13 protein-coding genes and 6 pseudogenes are annotated in these 15,693 nt (G+C 59.8%); 8 read left to right on the top strand and 11 right to left on the bottom strand.

Annotated elements, in window-relative coordinates; genetic code table 11:
- Positions 1–200 precede the first annotated feature (200 nt).
- On the bottom strand, positions 201–257 hold the full coding sequence (locus tag MYA_RS32630) for a hypothetical protein (protein ID WP_230945012.1): 57 nt from the start codon (positions 255–257) through the stop codon (positions 201–203).
- A 205-nt stretch (positions 258–462) separates the two neighbouring features.
- Here MYA_RS32630 and MYA_RS30305 point away from each other — a divergent pair.
- Positions 463–723 (top strand): annotated as a pseudogene (locus tag MYA_RS30305) (IS3 family transposase); the annotation flags it as partial.
- A 77-nt stretch (positions 724–800) separates the two neighbouring features.
- Here MYA_RS30305 and MYA_RS23425 read toward each other — a convergent pair.
- Both MYA_RS23425 and MYA_RS23420 read right to left on the bottom strand, forming a co-directional pair.
- Entirely contained in the window at positions 801–1,073 is a 273-nt protein-coding gene (locus MYA_RS23425; protein WP_050991238.1) for a response regulator, read from the bottom strand.
- Positions 1,074–1,171: 98 nt separating this feature from the next.
- On the bottom strand, positions 1,172–1,426 hold the full coding sequence (locus MYA_RS23420) for a hypothetical protein (RefSeq protein ID WP_041494211.1): 255 nt from the start codon (positions 1,424–1,426) through the stop codon (positions 1,172–1,174).
- Positions 1,427–1,753: 327 nt separating this feature from the next.
- On the opposite strand from MYA_RS23420, the pseudogene MYA_RS30300 reads away from it, so the two are divergent.
- Positions 1,754–2,566, top strand: a pseudogene (locus tag MYA_RS30300) (IS701 family transposase); the annotation flags it as partial.
- Positions 2,567–2,753: 187 nt separating this feature from the next.
- Here MYA_RS30300 and MYA_RS23415 read toward each other — a convergent pair.
- Positions 2,754–2,996: a hypothetical protein gene (locus tag MYA_RS23415; RefSeq protein WP_041494210.1), complete on the bottom strand. Its 243-nt coding sequence runs from the start codon at positions 2,994–2,996 to the stop codon at positions 2,754–2,756.
- Between the two features lie 195 nt (positions 2,997–3,191).
- Positions 3,192–4,390, bottom strand: a pseudogene (locus tag MYA_RS23410) (IS3 family transposase).
- A 37-nt stretch (positions 4,391–4,427) separates the two neighbouring features.
- Between MYA_RS23410 and MYA_RS32625 the strand changes: the two are divergent.
- A pseudogene (locus tag MYA_RS32625) lies at positions 4,428–5,132 on the top strand (transposase); the annotation flags it as partial.
- Positions 5,133–5,361: 229 nt separating this feature from the next.
- Here MYA_RS32625 and MYA_RS32620 read toward each other — a convergent pair.
- Positions 5,362–5,681 (bottom strand): annotated as a pseudogene (locus MYA_RS32620) (c-type cytochrome); the annotation flags it as partial.
- Between the two features lie 308 nt (positions 5,682–5,989).
- Between MYA_RS32620 and MYA_RS32615 the strand changes: the two are divergent.
- Positions 5,990–6,133, top strand: a complete 144-nt coding sequence (locus tag MYA_RS32615) for a DUF3562 domain-containing protein (protein ID WP_014725352.1) — start codon at positions 5,990–5,992, stop codon at positions 6,131–6,133.
- Positions 6,134–6,144: 11 nt separating this feature from the next.
- On the opposite strand, the gene fnr is transcribed toward MYA_RS32615, so the two are convergent.
- From fnr to MYA_RS30290, 3 genes are all read right to left on the bottom strand, one after another.
- Positions 6,145–6,927 (bottom strand): fumarate/nitrate reduction transcriptional regulator Fnr, encoded by a 783-nt coding sequence (fnr, locus tag MYA_RS23395; protein WP_014725351.1) that lies wholly within the window; start codon positions 6,925–6,927, stop codon positions 6,145–6,147.
- 402 nt (positions 6,928–7,329) lie between these two features.
- A complete protein-coding gene (locus MYA_RS23390; protein WP_014725350.1) occupies positions 7,330–7,542 on the bottom strand; it encodes a hypothetical protein in 213 nt (70 codons plus the stop codon).
- 74 nt (positions 7,543–7,616) lie between these two features.
- Positions 7,617–7,796 carry a hypothetical protein gene (locus tag MYA_RS30290; protein ID WP_014725349.1) on the bottom strand — a complete coding sequence of 60 codons (180 nt, stop codon included), beginning with the start codon at positions 7,794–7,796 and terminating at the stop codon, positions 7,617–7,619.
- Positions 7,797–8,061: 265 nt separating this feature from the next.
- Here MYA_RS30290 and MYA_RS30285 point away from each other — a divergent pair.
- The 3 genes and pseudogenes from MYA_RS30285 (at position 8,062) to mgtA (ending at position 13,320) form a co-directional block, all read left to right on the top strand.
- Positions 8,062–8,886, top strand: a pseudogene (locus tag MYA_RS30285) (IS5 family transposase).
- Between the two features lie 177 nt (positions 8,887–9,063).
- The gene (locus MYA_RS23375; RefSeq protein WP_226102831.1) at positions 9,064–9,708 is read left to right on the top strand and encodes a response regulator; all 645 of its coding nucleotides are present in this window, start codon (positions 9,064–9,066) and stop codon (positions 9,706–9,708) included.
- 1,074 nt (positions 9,709–10,782) lie between these two features.
- Positions 10,783–13,320 (top strand): magnesium-translocating P-type ATPase, encoded by a 2,538-nt coding sequence (mgtA, locus tag MYA_RS23370; RefSeq protein WP_041494207.1) that lies wholly within the window; start codon positions 10,783–10,785, stop codon positions 13,318–13,320.
- Between the two features lie 67 nt (positions 13,321–13,387).
- Here mgtA and MYA_RS23365 read toward each other — a convergent pair whose 3' ends face one another.
- Positions 13,388–14,260 carry a slipin family protein gene (locus MYA_RS23365; RefSeq protein ID WP_014725345.1) on the bottom strand — a complete coding sequence of 291 codons (873 nt, stop codon included), beginning with the start codon at positions 14,258–14,260 and terminating at the stop codon, positions 13,388–13,390.
- 378 nt (positions 14,261–14,638) lie between these two features.
- The gene (locus MYA_RS30275) at positions 14,639–14,842 is read right to left on the bottom strand and encodes a hypothetical protein (protein ID WP_072465588.1); all 204 of its coding nucleotides are present in this window, start codon (positions 14,840–14,842) and stop codon (positions 14,639–14,641) included.
- A gap of 371 nt (positions 14,843–15,213) precedes the next feature.
- Here MYA_RS30275 and MYA_RS23360 point away from each other — a divergent pair, with 371 nt between their 5' ends.
- Positions 15,214–15,666, top strand: a complete 453-nt coding sequence (locus MYA_RS23360) for a type II toxin-antitoxin system HicB family antitoxin (protein WP_034194763.1) — start codon at positions 15,214–15,216, stop codon at positions 15,664–15,666.
- Positions 15,667–15,693 lie beyond the last annotated feature (27 nt).

Genomic DNA, 15,693 nt, shown 5'->3' with positions numbered 1-15,693 from the left:
ATGGCCAATACGGACCATCACGTCGGCGAAATGCACCTCGATCGTGCCGGCGGACAAGGCCTCCTCGGCACAGGCGCCGCCACCGACGTATCGTGACGTGCTTCGGCCGGTTGCGCTGCCGACGCCGCGTCGACAACCGTAATCGGTAGCATCGCCAGCGTCGCGTCCGACGTCCCAAATAATCCGACTCGATACTGCCGTCACCATCTGAACAGCTGATTGGCATTGAGGCCGTGTTCGAGAGCCAGCTTCGACACCGAAACGCCAGGCTCGCACGCCAGCTCCGCCGAGCGCCTCTTGAAATCGATCGGATGATTCGGGCACCCCTTCCGGCTCGCCCGCTTCGGTTCGCTATCCAATTTGGTTCCCTCCACTCATGTGATGGGAACTACTTTCGCTCGCTCCGTGCAATCTCGCTAGACGGTACTGGCAGGACGCTTGCCTCGCAACTAGGCGGCCGGTTTCGTGCAGTGGTACAACGTCGAGCATCGTCGTAGCGGTATCCGCTACGTGACGCCCGCGCAGCGGCATGCCGGCGACGATCGCGTGCTTTTCGCGGCACGTCACGCACGGTATGCGAAAGCCCGCGAATGCAATCCCGCCCGATGGTCGGGCAAGACACGCGACTGGACACCAGTCGGCGCAGTGACCCTGAACCCGGAGCGCGACTCGGTCGTCGCCGCGACGCCACCCAATCCAAATGAACAGCCTTTGGCTGGATGAATGAGGCGGCAACTACCTTGACGCGTGCCGAACTACTATCGGCAACTTGAAACAGCTGCCGCTGAACCCGCATCAACTTAAATCAACCAGCCTCCACGATTCCGGGGCGGTTCAAATACGCGAAGCGAAGGGCACTCCTTCCGAATTAACTCGATGAGTTCAACGCCGTTCACGCCGGGCATTATGAGACCAAGCGTCGGCACATCCGCGTCAGTCGAGCGCACTAACGCGAGAGTACTGTCGCGATCGAAAGCTTCGCCCACGACCGTGAATTCGTCCGTCGCCTCAAGCGTGCACCTCACTCCCGAGCGTAGCACTGCGTGCGCATCGGAGATCGCCACTTTGATCATAAGGAGCGTCTCCGGAATTCACCATACGCGGCGAAAGACGCTAGCCCCTTTTCAGATGCTAGCAAGAATTCTTCATACTTGATGTGCTTGGCTTCCTGCTACAGGAGGCCGTTATCGTCGTTGGGCGGACCAAGCAGCACGTCGATCGCTGCCTGCCCCGCCACCTCTGCGATGAGGTATGCCCAGCGTCGGGTATAAGGGCCGTTGCGCAAACGGATACGGCTACCTCGTTCGCCAATGAGGACGAGGTTCCGGCTACCTTTTATCTGGAAACTTACGTTGTACAGATCCTCTGCCGAGGAGGTCAGTTCAACATGAATCTCGAAACCGCGATATGGGATCATCCGGTACATGAGGCGCTCCGTCTATTGACGAACCAACGCGCCTCTTGTCGGGGCTGTGCGAAGGGTGATGTGGATTCATTGTACACGTGATGCCGGTGATCCCACCGAGCCACATCGGCAACGTCTGCGCCAACGCGACATCGGGCCCTTGCTTGCCAAAATTGGGGGGGCTCACAGCAATGGTCTCGGCAAAAACACGCTGGTTCATCGAACGTTCCTTCGCCTAGCTTCATGCTTTCAGTCGGCTCAAGTTTCGCTACGAACGATACACACACGTGCATGAGGCATTCCTCTCGCCAGCATGCTGCTTGATTTGCTGGCGCACACTCAAGACTGCGCTGGGTGCTGCCGCATATGGACCCGGCTGGCGGGTTATATTGGATCATTGACGACACGGGATTTCCCAAGAAGGGCAAGCATTCGGTCGGCGTGGCGCGGCAATACTGCGGTCAGTTGGGCAAGCAGGACAACTGTCAGGTTGCGGTGGGCCTGTCGGTGGCGACGGAAGACGCGAGCTTGCCGGTATCGTATCGACTGTATCTGCCGCGCGAATGGAGCGACGATCCCGCGCGGCGACGGAAAGCCGGCGTGCCTGAGGAAATTGAGTTTTCAACCAAGCCGGAGATTGCGACCGGGCAGTTGCGCGAAGCACGGCAAAGCGGCGCGCCCGACGGTGTCGTTTTGGCCGATGCAGGGTATGGAGACGACACCTCGTTTCGCGAGGCCGTCAGCGAGCTCGGGCTGCAGTATGCGGTGGGCATTCGCTCGAACACGCGCGTATGGGCACGGCTCCTCTCCCTCCCGAGCCCTCCACGGGGAAATCGGGCCGGCCGCGTAGCTTGTTGCGGCGCGCGCCGGGACATGAGCCGATCGGAGATCAAGGATCTGGCCTCGACGCTCGATGCCTCGTGCTATCGCAATGTGATATGGCGCGAAGGCACATGCGCCGCGCTCAGTTCGCGCTTTGCCGCCGTGCGCGTGCGTGCTTCACACCGCGATTACTGGCGGTCCACACTGCGCGATGAGGAATGGCTGCTGATCGAATGGCCCGAAGGTGATCCGGAGCCACTCAAATATTGGCTTTCGACTTTGCCCCCAGACACGACGCTCGAACGCATGGTTCATGTCGCCAAGATGCGCTGGCGTATCGCTGCATACATCGCGCGCCGGCTTCAGCGATGTCCGCTTTGTTCGGCGCCAAAGATTTATTTATTGACACAGTAGGATTAAAGACGCCAGCCAGACTCGACTTGTACGTCAGCGGCGCAGCGCGCGGCCATGGCTGGGACGCAAATCCGCAAGTCTAGCCAGTTGAATTCTGGAAGGCGCATTGAGCCTACTTATCCCCGAACTTTTGCTCGTCGATGAGTATGTGGCAGTAGGCGTCAGAGGCATCGAGGGCCAAGCCCTCGGTGATGAATGTGCCAGGCACGTCCATATTCGAAATCACAGCTTCGGTTGTGCCGTTCCAATGACGTCGACGAATATCAATCGTGCCGCGCCACTCTCCTGCCGGACAGGAATTTGCAGAGACGCGATAGAAATAGCCGCGATACGGCTTGAATCCGTCTAGGTCCATTGCCTACTCCCAATCATTCGGTAATCAATCGTAGCACGTCGCGGAAACTTGGATTGCAGGAAGCAGCGCAACAGATAGTGACCCGGATAAATTGGGGATTGATATGAGCAAGCGAGCCCTCATCCCGAAGAAGTTGCCTAGCTGCTCGGCGTCTCGTACTTCCGGTGACCCTGCCTCGTTTTCACATACAGCAACTCATGCGGTGATCAACCTGTCCTCGTAGTCGACGGGGGTAAGGTAGTCGATCGAGGTATGCAAGCGTCGCCGATTGTAATTGACCTCGATCTAGTCGACGATATCCAGGCGGGCGTGAGCGCGCGTTTCGTAGTTGTTCTGATAGATTCTCTCGACCTTCAATGTCTTGAAGAAGCTCTCCATTGGGGCGTTGTCCCAGGCGTTGGCACGCCGGCTCATCCAGACGTTCATCTGGAACGTGGCGGCCAGTTTCCGGTACGTGCGACTGGCATATTGCGCGCCGCGATCGGAGTGCAGCAGCAATCCGGGTGGCGGCTTGCGTTGCCAGCACGCGCTGCGCAACGCCTGGCAGACCAGATCCGCGTTGATCCGCTCGGACATCGACCAGCCTACGATGCGCCGGCTCGCCAGATCCAGGATCGCCGCTAGATACAAAACCAGCCCTCGGCGGTCCTGACGAAGGTGATGTCGCTGACCCAGGCCTGATTGGGCTGCTAGCCGTCGAAACGCCGATCCAACAGATTCGGCGCCACCGGCAGGCGATGCGTCGAATCCGTGGTCACCCGATACGGGCGCTTGTAGACCGACCGGGCGTAGCCCCTGGCGTTGCAGGCGGCGACGCACGCGTTCGGCGCCCGCCGGTTGGCCCTGAGCACACAACTGTCGCACGATACGAGGTCGGCCATAGCTGCCGCGGGTGGCACGATGAATGGCGGCTACCTCGGCGTCCAGCGCGGTATTGGCCTGGGCTCGCCGACTTGGCGCCCGATCACGCCACTGGCAATAGCCGCTGCGCGACACACCCACAACCCGGCAAAGCCGACTTACGCTGTACTGGTCGCGATGTGCGTCGATCCAGGCGTACCTCACCGCGACCCCTTCGCGAAGTTCGCCTGTCGAAGAATTTCGATATTCAGCTTTGCGCTGGCCAGTTCCTTACGCAGACGACTGTTCTCAGCCTCCAGGTCGCTGAGCGGGTGACGGCTTGAGCTCGGCGCAGCGGACACCGACTCTGTTGCGGCCTGCGCACTGCCATCGCGCTGATCACGGCACCAGTTTCCCAGCGTTGCCACCGGCACGCCCAGCCTGCGAGCAGCCTCATGCTGACCGACGCTCTCAGCGAGCCGCACCGCCTCAACCTTGAATTCCTTCGTGTACTGCCGTCTCGGTACCACGTTCTCTGCCATGCTCTTCTCCATACAGACAAAAAGTTATCAAACTTCTTGCTGTACGTGGATTCGAGGCAGGGTCACACTGCTCGCCGAATGTGATGCGCTGCGCGGTGAGCTTCGACTTGTGACGGCTCAGCGCGATCTGGCCGAGGAGAAACTGCGGGCCTACGAGCACGAACTGTTCGGCGCATCGAGCGAAGCGCGCCATGCCGACCAGATCGGTCTGTTCAACGAAGCCGAGGCGCTGGCGATGACTACCGACGCGCCCGCGCGCGAGGATATGCCCGGTACATCGGTCGCCGCCCATACCCGAGGCAAGCGCGGGCGCAAACCACTCGATCCGAACCTGCCGCGCGAGGTCGTGCGGCACGAGTTGCCCGAGTCCGAACGGTACTGCGCGCATGATGGCCATGCTCTCGTCGAGATCGACGTGGAAACGAGCGAACAGCTCGACGTGATTCCCGAGCAAGTGCGCGTCGTTCAGCACCAACGGGTCAAATACGCGTGCCCATGCTGCGATCTCGGTATCACGGTCACGCCCGCGCCGGCGCGGATCATCCCTCGCGGGCTGCTCACGGAATCCGCGCTGGCGTGGATCATCACCGGCAAGTACCAGTACGGCATGCCGCTGTATCGTCAGGCCACGCTGCTGCGCTGCTTCGGCGGAGACATCTCGTCGAATACGCTGGCCGCCAGCGTGGTGCGGGTGGGACTGGCCACGCAGCCGGTAATCAACCTGATGCGCGACGCGCTGCTCGAGTCGGACCTGAGCCTGCGGGCGATGGTAGTCGCCGGTCGGTTCAAGCGCGACCCGGCAATTGCCGGGTTGCGCTTGAAGGTGCCCACGCATTTGAAGTCATCATCGAAGTCGCCTGGCGCGAACGGGGGACGCTGCGAGTCGTCGATGGCGCCGTCGGTGATTCGCCCGATGGGCTCCGAATCGATGAAGGAGGGCGGCCGCCGTCACCGGCGGCCGACGCTTTTACTGGCTCATGCCTCAGCGTATGCGCGTCCTCGGAGGACAGCGGCCCGCCACGCTCGGCTGGCAGCGGCATCGCGGTGTCGCCCAGTGCGTGCGGCCGGCCGGTCTCAGCTTGTTCGCGAGGAAGTCCTCGGCATGCGGGGTGTCTCGATACCGTTCGGAGATCTCATGAAACGTCGGTGCGAGGAACGACATGTCGGCGGTGTGGCAGAACGCATATTGCTACTGGTCGACGAGCGCGGCGGGCTCCGGCATCCGGGTGGACGCCGTCCCAACCGCGAGCCAAGCGAGGGCGAGCAGGTCTCCCGGCAAGCGTGTCAGAGGCGCGCTCGCCATTGCGCGGTGTCCGGCAGGCAGTCCGATCCGGTCTATGCGTGGTCCCGGCCCGGCGATTGATGCAAGTCAAACTCCGGAACACCCTCGCCGGCCGGCTGGATCCGCGGTCGGGACCGTGCATCGATCCGGGGCGTGTGATTCATGTCAAGCGCGGTGGCGCCGCCGCGCGTTTCAATGGATTCAGCCAGGACGACCGTGGATGAAAGCCTTGTTCCTGCGGGAGGGCGGTGATGAACCAGGATCGGTTGCTCGCATCGTTGGCGGCCTTGGCGCGCGACCTGTCGATTTCGGACGACACGTAGCGGCGGATGCTCGACGACGAAATCGCGACGCTGACGAAAGATGCTCACGTGCATGATTACGTGCGAATATTCACGATCCGTCGCCTGAGTCTGCGCATGCGGTCAGCGGATGCTGCAGGCGGGTATCCGCGGCCGAAACCCGGAGAATAGGCGGCCAGCGCTCAGACGCGCGCGAGCCCGGCCAGATCGATGATATGGATCTGCTTGCCGTGCGGGTCGATCAGTCCGTCGCGCTGGAATTTCGACAGCATCCGGCTGACCGTTTCGAGCTTGATGCCGAGATAGCAGCCGATCTCCTCGCGCGTCATGCGCAGGTTGAAATCCGCCGACGAATAGCCGCGCGCCCTGAAGCGTTCGGACAGGTTCAGCAGGAACTCCGCGACTCGCTGTTCCGCCGACATCGTGCCAAGCAGCATCATCAGGCCCGACTCGCGCACAATCTCGCCGCTCATCATCTTGTAGAGATGGTGCTGCATCGACCTCACCTTGGCGCAAACCTTCTCCAACTGGCCGAACGGGATGATGCAGACGGTGCTGTCCTCCAGCGCGATCGCATCGCCGTTGTGACGTCCGCTGTAGACGCCGTCGAGACCGAGCGTTTCCCCTGCGATCTGGAATCCGGTCACTTGCTCCTGGCCGTCGCGATGCATGACGGTTGTCTTGAATGAGCCGGTGCGGACCGAATAGAGGCTCTGGAACGTATCGTGTGCGCGGAACAGCGACTCGCCCCGCTTGACCGAGCGGGTCGTGCAGACGATCTCGTCGAGGATGGCCAGGTCTGCATCGTCGAGTTCCGTCGGCATGCACGCCGAACGGACCGAGCAGGTCGAGCAGTGCGCGCCGGGGTGCTTCACTCGGTCGTCCCGATCGACGGGATGCAGTGCGATCGTCATCGCATACGCGATGGCGGGACAGGCATTTTCGCGGGCTCGGGCGGTCGGCATGATCTGCTCCTCGTCAGTCGGTCGGGTGCGGCGCCACTGCATGGAGGGTGTGTCATGCAGCGGCGCGGTCGATCTGGCCGAAAAATTCGTTTCTGGTCATCTGCTGGCCGTGCGCAGCTCGGAACCTAGCGATTGAGTCAGCGCGACGGCGGGCGGCGATCCGGTACCCGTAACAGTGCCGAGCCATTGTTGGGCGACGCTGGCGACGGCATGATCGGCACCCGGACCTCCGTACAGATCAGTATGGTTCGCGCGCGGCCGGACCGGAATCGGCAGCGATGGAAAGTCACGTAGGGTTTGGGGAACGGCTGTAGGGGGATACTGACAACGGCTGCGGCGGGCGAAAGCCCTCGTTGGCATCGCCCGGGTGCTCCAGCGGGGGTAAGCGCCTGCCGTCGGCTGTCAGATGCCGTCCTGGTCGTCGACCCGCGAGTGCTGCATCGCATGACGCACGAGCATCGCATCGTGCGGCATGACGCCGTCCCGGATCGGAAACGCTGCCGCTGCCATCGATGCGATGCCGGCGCCGACCGGATAGAACCGGCGGCTGTCCCGATCGATGCCGGCCGCGCGTCGGCGAGCGGTAGCGGCCAGGGACAGGGTGCCGGACGGCAAGCCCCGGCCGGATCCCGCCGGAGCACACAGGAGCCGGGATGAATCTGGCCCGGCCGCCCGAGACGGGTCGCACATTACGTTGGTTTGGTCTGAACGTTGACGCCGCCCAACACCTCAAGCGCGCCGAGTCGGGCATTCATCAGCTCTGCATGCAGCTTGATCGCCCGGATCAGAAATTGAACATCCTCGTTTTCGCTTTTCGAAGCAAGGTCATCAAATTCGGCCCATAGCTCGTTAATCCGTTCGGCGCGCATGGCAACTCCTTTGGCGTGTGTATGGATGACGTCGTACGGCAGTCTGGAAGGCCCTTGACGCCGTATGAACAGCATCGGTACGGGCCTGTCTTGTGTGCTGATCTGGATCAAGGGGGCGCCACTTCGGGGTATCGCTCGATATTCGGCACGGGATTTGAAGGACCCTTGCCTCGCTCGAAGAGACGGTTTCATAAAGACGCGTAGCTACTGTTAACTTTTCTTTCGACCTGTTAACCTGAGCCGTCATGGCAACAGGATCAGGGAGATGGGCGAGCCGATCATTGACGACGAGTTGTGGAAACTAATCGAGCCACTTCTACCACCTGCCAATCCCCGTCGGTTCAAGTACCCGGGTCGCAAGCCCGTGCCGAATCGCGCAGCGCTGACGGGCATTCTGTTCGTGCTGAAGACCGGCATTCGCTGGCGCGATCTTCCTGCGGAAATGGGATGTGGCTCGGGCGTGAGTTGCTGGCGGCGGCTGCGGGACTGGCAAGAGGCTGGTGTGTGGGACGCATTGCATGCGTTGCTGCTGACCAAACTACGCGTGGCTAACCAGATCGACTTCTCACGTATGGTCGTCGACTCCTCGTCGATTCGTGCGGTTGGGGCGGGCGAAAAACTGGCCCGAACCCCACCGATCGAGCGCGACCCGGTTCCAAACACCACCTCGCCACCGACGCCAACGGTACACCGATCGCGGCAATCTTGACTGGTGCCAACCGCAATGACGTCACGCAACTGATCCCCCTGATCGAAGCGATCGCGCCGATCAAAGGCGTTCGCGGTCGGCCACTGAGCCGGCCCAAACGCGTCTATGCTGATCGAGGCTACGATCACGACAAGTACCGACGCATCCTGCACGAGCGAGGCATTCCCACCAGCATTGCCCGACGCGGACAACCACACGGCAGCGGCCTCGGGAAAGTTCGATGGGTCGTTGAGCGCACGCATGCCTGGATGCACCACTTTCGACGTCTCCCGTCTCCGTATCCGATTCGAACGGCGTGCCGACATTCACGAAGCGTTCCTCAAACTCGGTTGCTCCATGATCTGCTGGAACATTTTGCAGCGGACTCAGCAGCCTTTATGAAACCGTCTCTTAGTGTACGTGTCGCGGCGCTCGGTCCGCGCCGCCGGACTTTGTACGGCAGCGTGCAGACGAGATGCATTCCCGATCCCATGCTTTGAAACGAGTTAGTGCCTGCAAATCACCCGCCACCGCGAGTTGGTTCGCTTACCAAATGAATGGGTGTCTGCCATGATAAAAATGGTGATTTCCGACGCACATGCCGTCATGCGGGCAGGTGTGCGTAGCGTCCTCGCAGAGGTCGACGACGTCGATATCGCCGGTGACGCCGCAGATGGGGCCGGCACGCTCGAACTCGTGAGCGCTATGAAGCCGCGCGTGTTGTCACTCGGATTGGAGATGTCCGGTATTCATGGGGTCGAACTCATCAGGAAGATCAAGACGGAGCATCAGGATGTTCGGGTGCTCGTTCTGACTGCGCATTCCGAACAGACCCATGCGGTGCGGGCATTCAGGGCAGGGGCTTCGGGATTTCTTTCGAAGACTTGCTCGCGGTCGGACCTGATCGACGCGGTTCGAAAGCTTGCCGGCGGTGGGGTATACGTGAGCACGATGGTGGGCGATCTGCTGGCGCAAGTCACCAACGGCGACAGTGAGGCGCTCGCACATCATCGCCTGACCGCGCGGGAGTTCGAGATCCTGGTCGGCTTGGCATCAGGACAAGCGATTTCGCAGATGGCCGGAAGCCTGGACCTCAGCATCAAGACAGTCAGCACATACAAGTCGCGCATTCTGGAAAAGCTGGACCTGAATAATGAATCAGACATGGTTCGCTTTGCGCTACGTCACCAGTTGCTGGATATTGGTGTTGAAGGAAGCCGTTAAACGGACCGGGAATCGTCCGCGTGGAAGCGTATCGTCTCCCAAACTTCGAGATGCGGATCCGAGATGCGATGCACGATCGTTCTTGAGTTTGATAACGGCGATGGGAGTGCGGTGAAGCGTGCGCAGATCATGCGGTTTCACATGACCACAGAGGAAGTGTGGTGGTCAACCGATTCCGGACCCTGCGTTAAGATTTTGTTTCGCAAAAGCTGGCGGCAGTCCGTCGTTGAATTGATGGGGCCGTATCCAGTTGTACCGGTTTCAGGAGTAGCACGTCGACGAGAATTCGACTGCAGGAAACCACGCGATCATTACCGGCTGCCGTCCGGACAAATCGGGGCGCAAAATTTGCGCACAGGTCACCGCCCTGAAAGAAGCCAAGAGCAACTCGGCACCTATCTGTCCGGGCTCAAGGTCATCTTCCTGATTTCTCCCAGAGTGATAGGATGAAAAATATACATGAAGGTTCATCATGGACGATCTTATATTCAGTACAACAACACATTGCGCACGCATTCGCATAATGGAATCTGCTCACGGTACGTTCCGAGGGTATGTGTATCTGCGCCGCGCAACTGAAGGGCCGAACGATGATTCCCCATACCAAACCGATGCTGACAGAGCGCAATACGATCTCGCGCTAGAAGACGCCAAGATCCTCGCGCAACGTCTGCTTCGCGAACTCGAGTCCTAAGCGCAACGACTCGCGTCGCCGGAGCATTAGGTAGTGTCTGCATCCCGAGCGACATGTGTCTGGTCAGCCATCCATCTTCGAGGATCATTTTCTGGCAGCATTGCCGGAAGTAGATCCAGTGCGAATTTCCACGCAGCTTGCGTTGGCTGACATGCCGCTGGGAAAGGTGCGGTACGAGTCGAGCGGTTCTCGCAGTTGGGGGATGCGGACAAAATCAACAGTCACAGATCTCCGGGCATCCATCGACAAGAACCGGAGCAGGCGAGCTGCCGCTCACGCCGAACCTCGGGGCCGTGACAGCCTCTTGTGCAGACGTTTGAATCTCGAGCAGTCTTCGGTGGCCTGGCGCGAACGCGCAGTTTCTGCAGAAGGTGTACGCAATGGATCAGCCGGAATCTTACTTTTGGAACCAGCCTTCTGCTGCACTCCAGGCCCGTTTAGCATCCTCAATTGAGGGCTTGAGTCAGTCGGAAGCACGCCAAAGGGCGGTGCGCTTCGGCCCCAATACGCTGCGCTCGCGCGGTGAGCGATCCCTGTTGCTACAGTATCTGAACCACTTCAGGAATCCCCTCGTGATGATCCTGCTCGCCGCCAGTGCCGTGTCGGCGCTGACTGGCGAGGTCACCGGATTTGTGGTCATTTGGGTCATCGTTCTTGTCAGCGTGACCCTGGATTTCGTTCAGGAGTATCGGGCCGGGCAGGCTGCGGAACAGCTCAAACAAACGGTTGACGTTCGCGCAACGGTGATACGCGATAGACATCCACAGGACGTGCCGATCGCCACGCTGGTGCCTGGCGACGTGGTTCTGCTTACCGCTGGCGATCTCATGCCGGCCGATTGTCGCTTGATCGAGGCTAAGGATTTCTTTGTCAACCAGGCATTGCTGACCGGCGAATCTTACCCAGTGGAGAAGCATGCAGCGGACCTCGCTGAGCCGACGGGCGACCTCAGTCAGGCCGAAAACGCTGTCTTCATGGGAACGTCTGCCATCAGCGGGATGGCAAAGGCGATGGTGTGCCAGATTGGTTCGGATACCGCCGTTGGCAACATTGCCGATTCGCTGGTGGCAAAGGCTCCACCCACTGCTTTTGAGTTGGGTACGCATAGTTTTGGCATGCTGATCATGCGCCTGACCGTGCTGCTGGTGCTTTTTGTGTTTCTGGTCAATGCGCACTTCCATCGCCCCTTCCTGGAGTCGTTTCTCTTCGCTATCGCGCTTGCGGTCGGGCTGACGCCGGAACTCCTGCCGATGGTGGTTACAGTAACGCTCTCGCGCGGCGCACTGCGCATGGCCCGGCAGCATGTCATCGTAAAGCAGCTCGCTGCGATTCATAACCTGGGCAGCATGGACGTGCTGTGCACCGACAAGACCGGCACGCTGACCGAGGCACGCATCCATTTGGAACGGCATCTGGATGTGCAAGGGCGAGATAGCGCGCAGGTGCTGCAGTTGGCTTACCTCAATAGCTATTTTGAAACCGGCCTCAAAAGCCCCCTGGACGCCGCCATCCTTGAGCACACTGAGATCGATGTCGGTCATTGGCGCAAGATCGACGAAGTGCCGTTCGATTTCGAGCGCAGGCGTGTGTCGGTGTTGGTCGATGCTGCCCAGCAGCGGTTGCTGGTGGTAAAGGGCGCGCCGGAGGATATTCTCAGACTTTCCACACAATACGCGCGTGGAGAAGCACTGGGGACGCAACCGCTGGATGAGGCCACGCTGGCGACCATCCAGGCATTGCACGACAGCCTTGAGCGAGAAGGCTTCAAAGTGCTTGGCATCGCGTGGCGTTCGGTCGCGTCGGACTGCTTGCACGCTGGGCTGAGTGATGAAACCGAGCTGATCTTCGCCGGCTTTGCGGCCTTCCTGGACCCCCCCAAGCCCAGCGCGTCGAAGGCGCTCAAGGAGTTGGCTGAAATCGGCGTGGACGTCAAGATCGTCACTGGTGACAGTGAGCTGGTCACCCGACACGTGTTTGCACAACTTGGCGTACCAGTCACGGGGGTACTCACCGGCAACGAAATCCAGCAAATGGACGATACCGCGCTAGCGGTGCAGATAAAGAAGGCCAACCTGCTTTGCCGCGTCACGCCCGCGCAGAAAAACCGTGTCATCCTGAGCCTGAAAGCCCAAGGACATACCGTCGGATATCTTGGCGACGGGATCAATGATGCACCCTCGCTTCATTCCGCGGATATCGGTATTTCGGTCGATAGCGCGGTAGACGTGGCCAAGGCGGCGGCAGCGATGATATTGCTGCGGCAAGACTTAAACGTATTGCGTGCTGGCGTGCTGGAGGGCCGACGGACCTTCGCCAACATCATGAAGTACATCATGATGGGAACCAGCTCGAATTTCGGCAACATGTTCAGCATGGCGGGCGCAACGATGTTTCTCGCTTTTTTGCCGATGCTGCCGGCGCAGATTCTCCTCAACAATCTGCTTTACGATGTTTCGGAATTGCCTATTCCGATGGATAACGTAGACGACGATTTTCTTTCTCATCCCAAGCATTGGGATACGAAGTTCATTCGAAATTTCATGTGGGTGGTCGGGCCAGTGAGCTCGGTCTTCGATTTCTTGACGTTCTTCATCATGCTGAAGGTGTTCAATGCGGACGAGGCGCTATTTCACACGGGCTGGTTCATTGAATCGATTGCCACTCAAGTACTGGTGATATTTATCATTCGAACGCAGGGCAGTCCGTTCAAGAGTCGGCCAGGTCGCGTATTGACAATTACCTCGCTCGCGGTCGTGCTGATCGCCGGTGCATTGCCCTTCACGCCGGTTGCGGCACTTCTCGGCTTCGTCGCCCCCCCGCCGCAGTTCTTCCTGATTCTGCTGGCGATGCTGCTCTGCTATTTGGTTGCGGTGGAATGGATTAAGCAATTGTTTTACCGGTTTTTTGCGGCGTATTGATCCGACACAACACGAATGCGACCTCTGGTTTTCCGATAGCGAGTACCGTCGACATGCTGTCGCACCTCTATGCTGCCGTCTTGAGCGTCGGCACCGCAGTCGAATCGGTCGCGTCGTGCCCAGCGATTGCTAATGCGAGAACCGGGTTCAGGCTGTCCACCATCGAACTCGGAATCAGAATCGTGGCGCCGCGCTCCTTCGTCGTTTCATAAATGATGTTCATTGCTCGCAATTGAAGTGCGGACGGATGATTCTCATAGACTTTCGATGCCTCGACGAATTTCGCCGCCACTTCTGCCTCCGCGGAACCGAGTATCACACGCGCCTGCTTCTCGCGTTCGGCTTGCGCCTGCCGCGACATCGAATCCTGCAGCGCGACGGGGATTGCGACGTCTCGCGTTTCCACGGACCTCACCGTGATACCCCAATCGGCGGTTTTTCTGCCGATCTCCTCTGCCAAGTGTTCATCGGCCGCCTTTCGATCAGAGAGCAGCGTGGCCAGCATCGACGAACCAATCATCTCCCGCAGCGAGGTTTGAGCGACACGATCGATGGCCTGCCGGTAGTCAGTGATGGCGAGCGCTGCCTTTTGGGCGTCGTGTACGTGCCAGAAGATGATGGCGTCGACGTTGACCGGCACGGTATCCCTGGTGAGCGCCTCTTGAGCATTGAATGCCGTCGTTTGAATACGCTCGTCGATTACTGCAACGACGTTGTCCAGTATCGGAACAATCAGAAAAAATCCGGCGCCCTTGACGCTCTGCAGTTTCCCAACGCGCAGGATCACAAATTTTTCCCAGACATTCGCCACTTTTACAGAGAGTGCGATCAGGATGGCGACGATGAAGACGGGTAATGCGAGATACAGATTGACCAACGCGCCGACGGCAAGCGCCGCAAGCATTACGACGGCGGACAGAAATAGCGTGACGGGGTTCATGGTAGCGCTCCATTCGATGATGCCGACTTGCGGCAAGCGTCACGAAGCACGACAACTTTTCGCGCGATTGTCCTTGCGCCCGGGCATCGGAGATTTGGGCGTCCATTCAAAGGATGCGCCGGATTGCGATGCGAATCTGTACGATGACGTACCGGGACGGGGCGCATGCGCCACGACTCGTCGCGAGCAATGCGCAAGACATGCAAATGCCGCGCACGATTGCGCCAATGCTGGCTACCCGGCGCCGGACGGGGCGGCGTTTATCGTAACGAGCGATCTGCACCGGTAAAAAGCCGGCGTTTCGGCCGGCTTCCCATTCCGCCTTGCTGGGGCGGCTCCCCGTTCTGTTTCAGCGCGGGGAGGGTGACTACGGGAACGTTAAAGGGTCGATAGAAAACCCATGCCGAGACGTTTCCTTGCGCCGGAAATATATCGTCTGGGCGTCACGGCTTTCCACAAAAGGGGATATCGCTTTTTTCGCTGCGGACCCACGACCGGCATGCCGTCGTCGGTCGCGCGCGCCTCCGCCTGTTCTTGTTGGTTATCCTTGAGTTTTTTTTCTCGCTTCGGGTGATCTTTCATCAAACGGCTCCGTCAGGGGATCGCGTTGCATGATAGTTCAGGCTTGTACGGCTTGAGTCGAATCAAATCGCGCAAGCGATATGGGGCGCAACGGGGGCGCAACGGCCTACGTCCATCACGACGTCCCCCTCGTCATGAAGTCCACGGTCCATCGCCAATCTGCGCGTGAAGTACCACCATGCGTCTGCACGCTTCGTCAGTCGGTACGCTGTCGTACAAAGCCGGTGGCGTACAGGGGCGCGCGGGATCGCGTCCCTCGCGCTTCACGCGCGATCATCAAACACGCCGCACAGACTGTTCTTCAACGTACAGATTCGTCGAGCCCCGCCGTGCATGATGACTTTCGTTGCATTTTCCGTCGAGAGCGAGTCATGAAATATCCGGTCTATATCACGCGGCGCGGGAATCCTCGCTATCACGGCGCGCTTCCGGATTTTCCGGAAATCGATGTGGAGGGGGACTCGTATGACGAGTTGCTGGTAGCTGCGGCGCAACAGGTCATGGCCTGCTATGACGGTTCCCAGCGTCTTGTACCGCCGCCGACCACGGATATGTCGATATTGCAGGCGTCGGATATCGACGTAGGTGACGGAATCTGGCGGTTCTTCGATATCGACCTGACCGGCATGACCTCGAGTTCCGAGAGGATCGAGCTGTGCCTACCGAAATGCGTTGTGCGCGACATCGACATGAAGGCGAGTGCGCTGCACACGACTCGCGATGCCCTCGTGTCGATGGCGTGTGCGAATGCCATCGACCGATCTGCACCGCACGTCGCGGAGCGTTTCGAACCCGACGTGAAATCGCTGTCGGAAGCGGTTTGACGGTGCGACGCTTTGGGCGTGAAGCCT

This window comes from Burkholderia sp. KJ006 (genome assembly GCF_000262695.1).
Classification (GTDB): Bacteria; Pseudomonadota; Gammaproteobacteria; order Burkholderiales; family Burkholderiaceae; genus Burkholderia; species Burkholderia vietnamiensis.
This window is presented reverse-complemented; position numbering and strand designations above follow the sequence as displayed.

Excerpts from the sequence above, each read along its gene's own strand:
- MYA_RS32615 (WP_014725352.1), top strand. The coding sequence starts at position 5,990 with ATGCTCGACGACGAAATCGCGACGCTGACGAAAGATGCTCACGTGCAT.
- MYA_RS23425 (WP_050991238.1), bottom strand. The coding sequence starts at position 1,073 with ATGATCAAAGTGGCGATCTCCGATGCGCACGCAGTGCTACGCTCGGGA.
- mgtA (WP_041494207.1), top strand. The coding sequence starts at position 10,783 with ATGGATCAGCCGGAATCTTACTTTTGGAACCAGCCTTCTGCTGCACTC.
- MYA_RS23415 (WP_041494210.1), bottom strand. The coding sequence starts at position 2,996 with ATGGACCTAGACGGATTCAAGCCGTATCGCGGCTATTTCTATCGCGTC.
- MYA_RS23375 (WP_226102831.1), top strand. The coding sequence starts at position 9,064 with ATGGTGATTTCCGACGCACATGCCGTCATGCGGGCAGGTGTGCGTAGC.
- MYA_RS30290 (WP_014725349.1), bottom strand. The coding sequence starts at position 7,796 with ATGCGCGCCGAACGGATTAACGAGCTATGGGCCGAATTTGATGACCTT.
- MYA_RS23365 (WP_014725345.1), bottom strand. The coding sequence starts at position 14,260 with ATGAACCCCGTCACGCTATTTCTGTCCGCCGTCGTAATGCTTGCGGCG.
- MYA_RS23420 (WP_041494211.1), bottom strand. The coding sequence starts at position 1,426 with ATGTACCGGATGATCCCATATCGCGGTTTCGAGATTCATGTTGAACTG.
- MYA_RS30275 (WP_072465588.1), bottom strand. The coding sequence starts at position 14,842 with ATGAAAGATCACCCGAAGCGAGAAAAAAAACTCAAGGATAACCAACAA.
- MYA_RS23360 (WP_034194763.1), top strand. The coding sequence starts at position 15,214 with ATGAAATATCCGGTCTATATCACGCGGCGCGGGAATCCTCGCTATCAC.
- fnr (WP_014725351.1), bottom strand. The coding sequence starts at position 6,927 with ATGCCGACCGCCCGAGCCCGCGAAAATGCCTGTCCCGCCATCGCGTAT.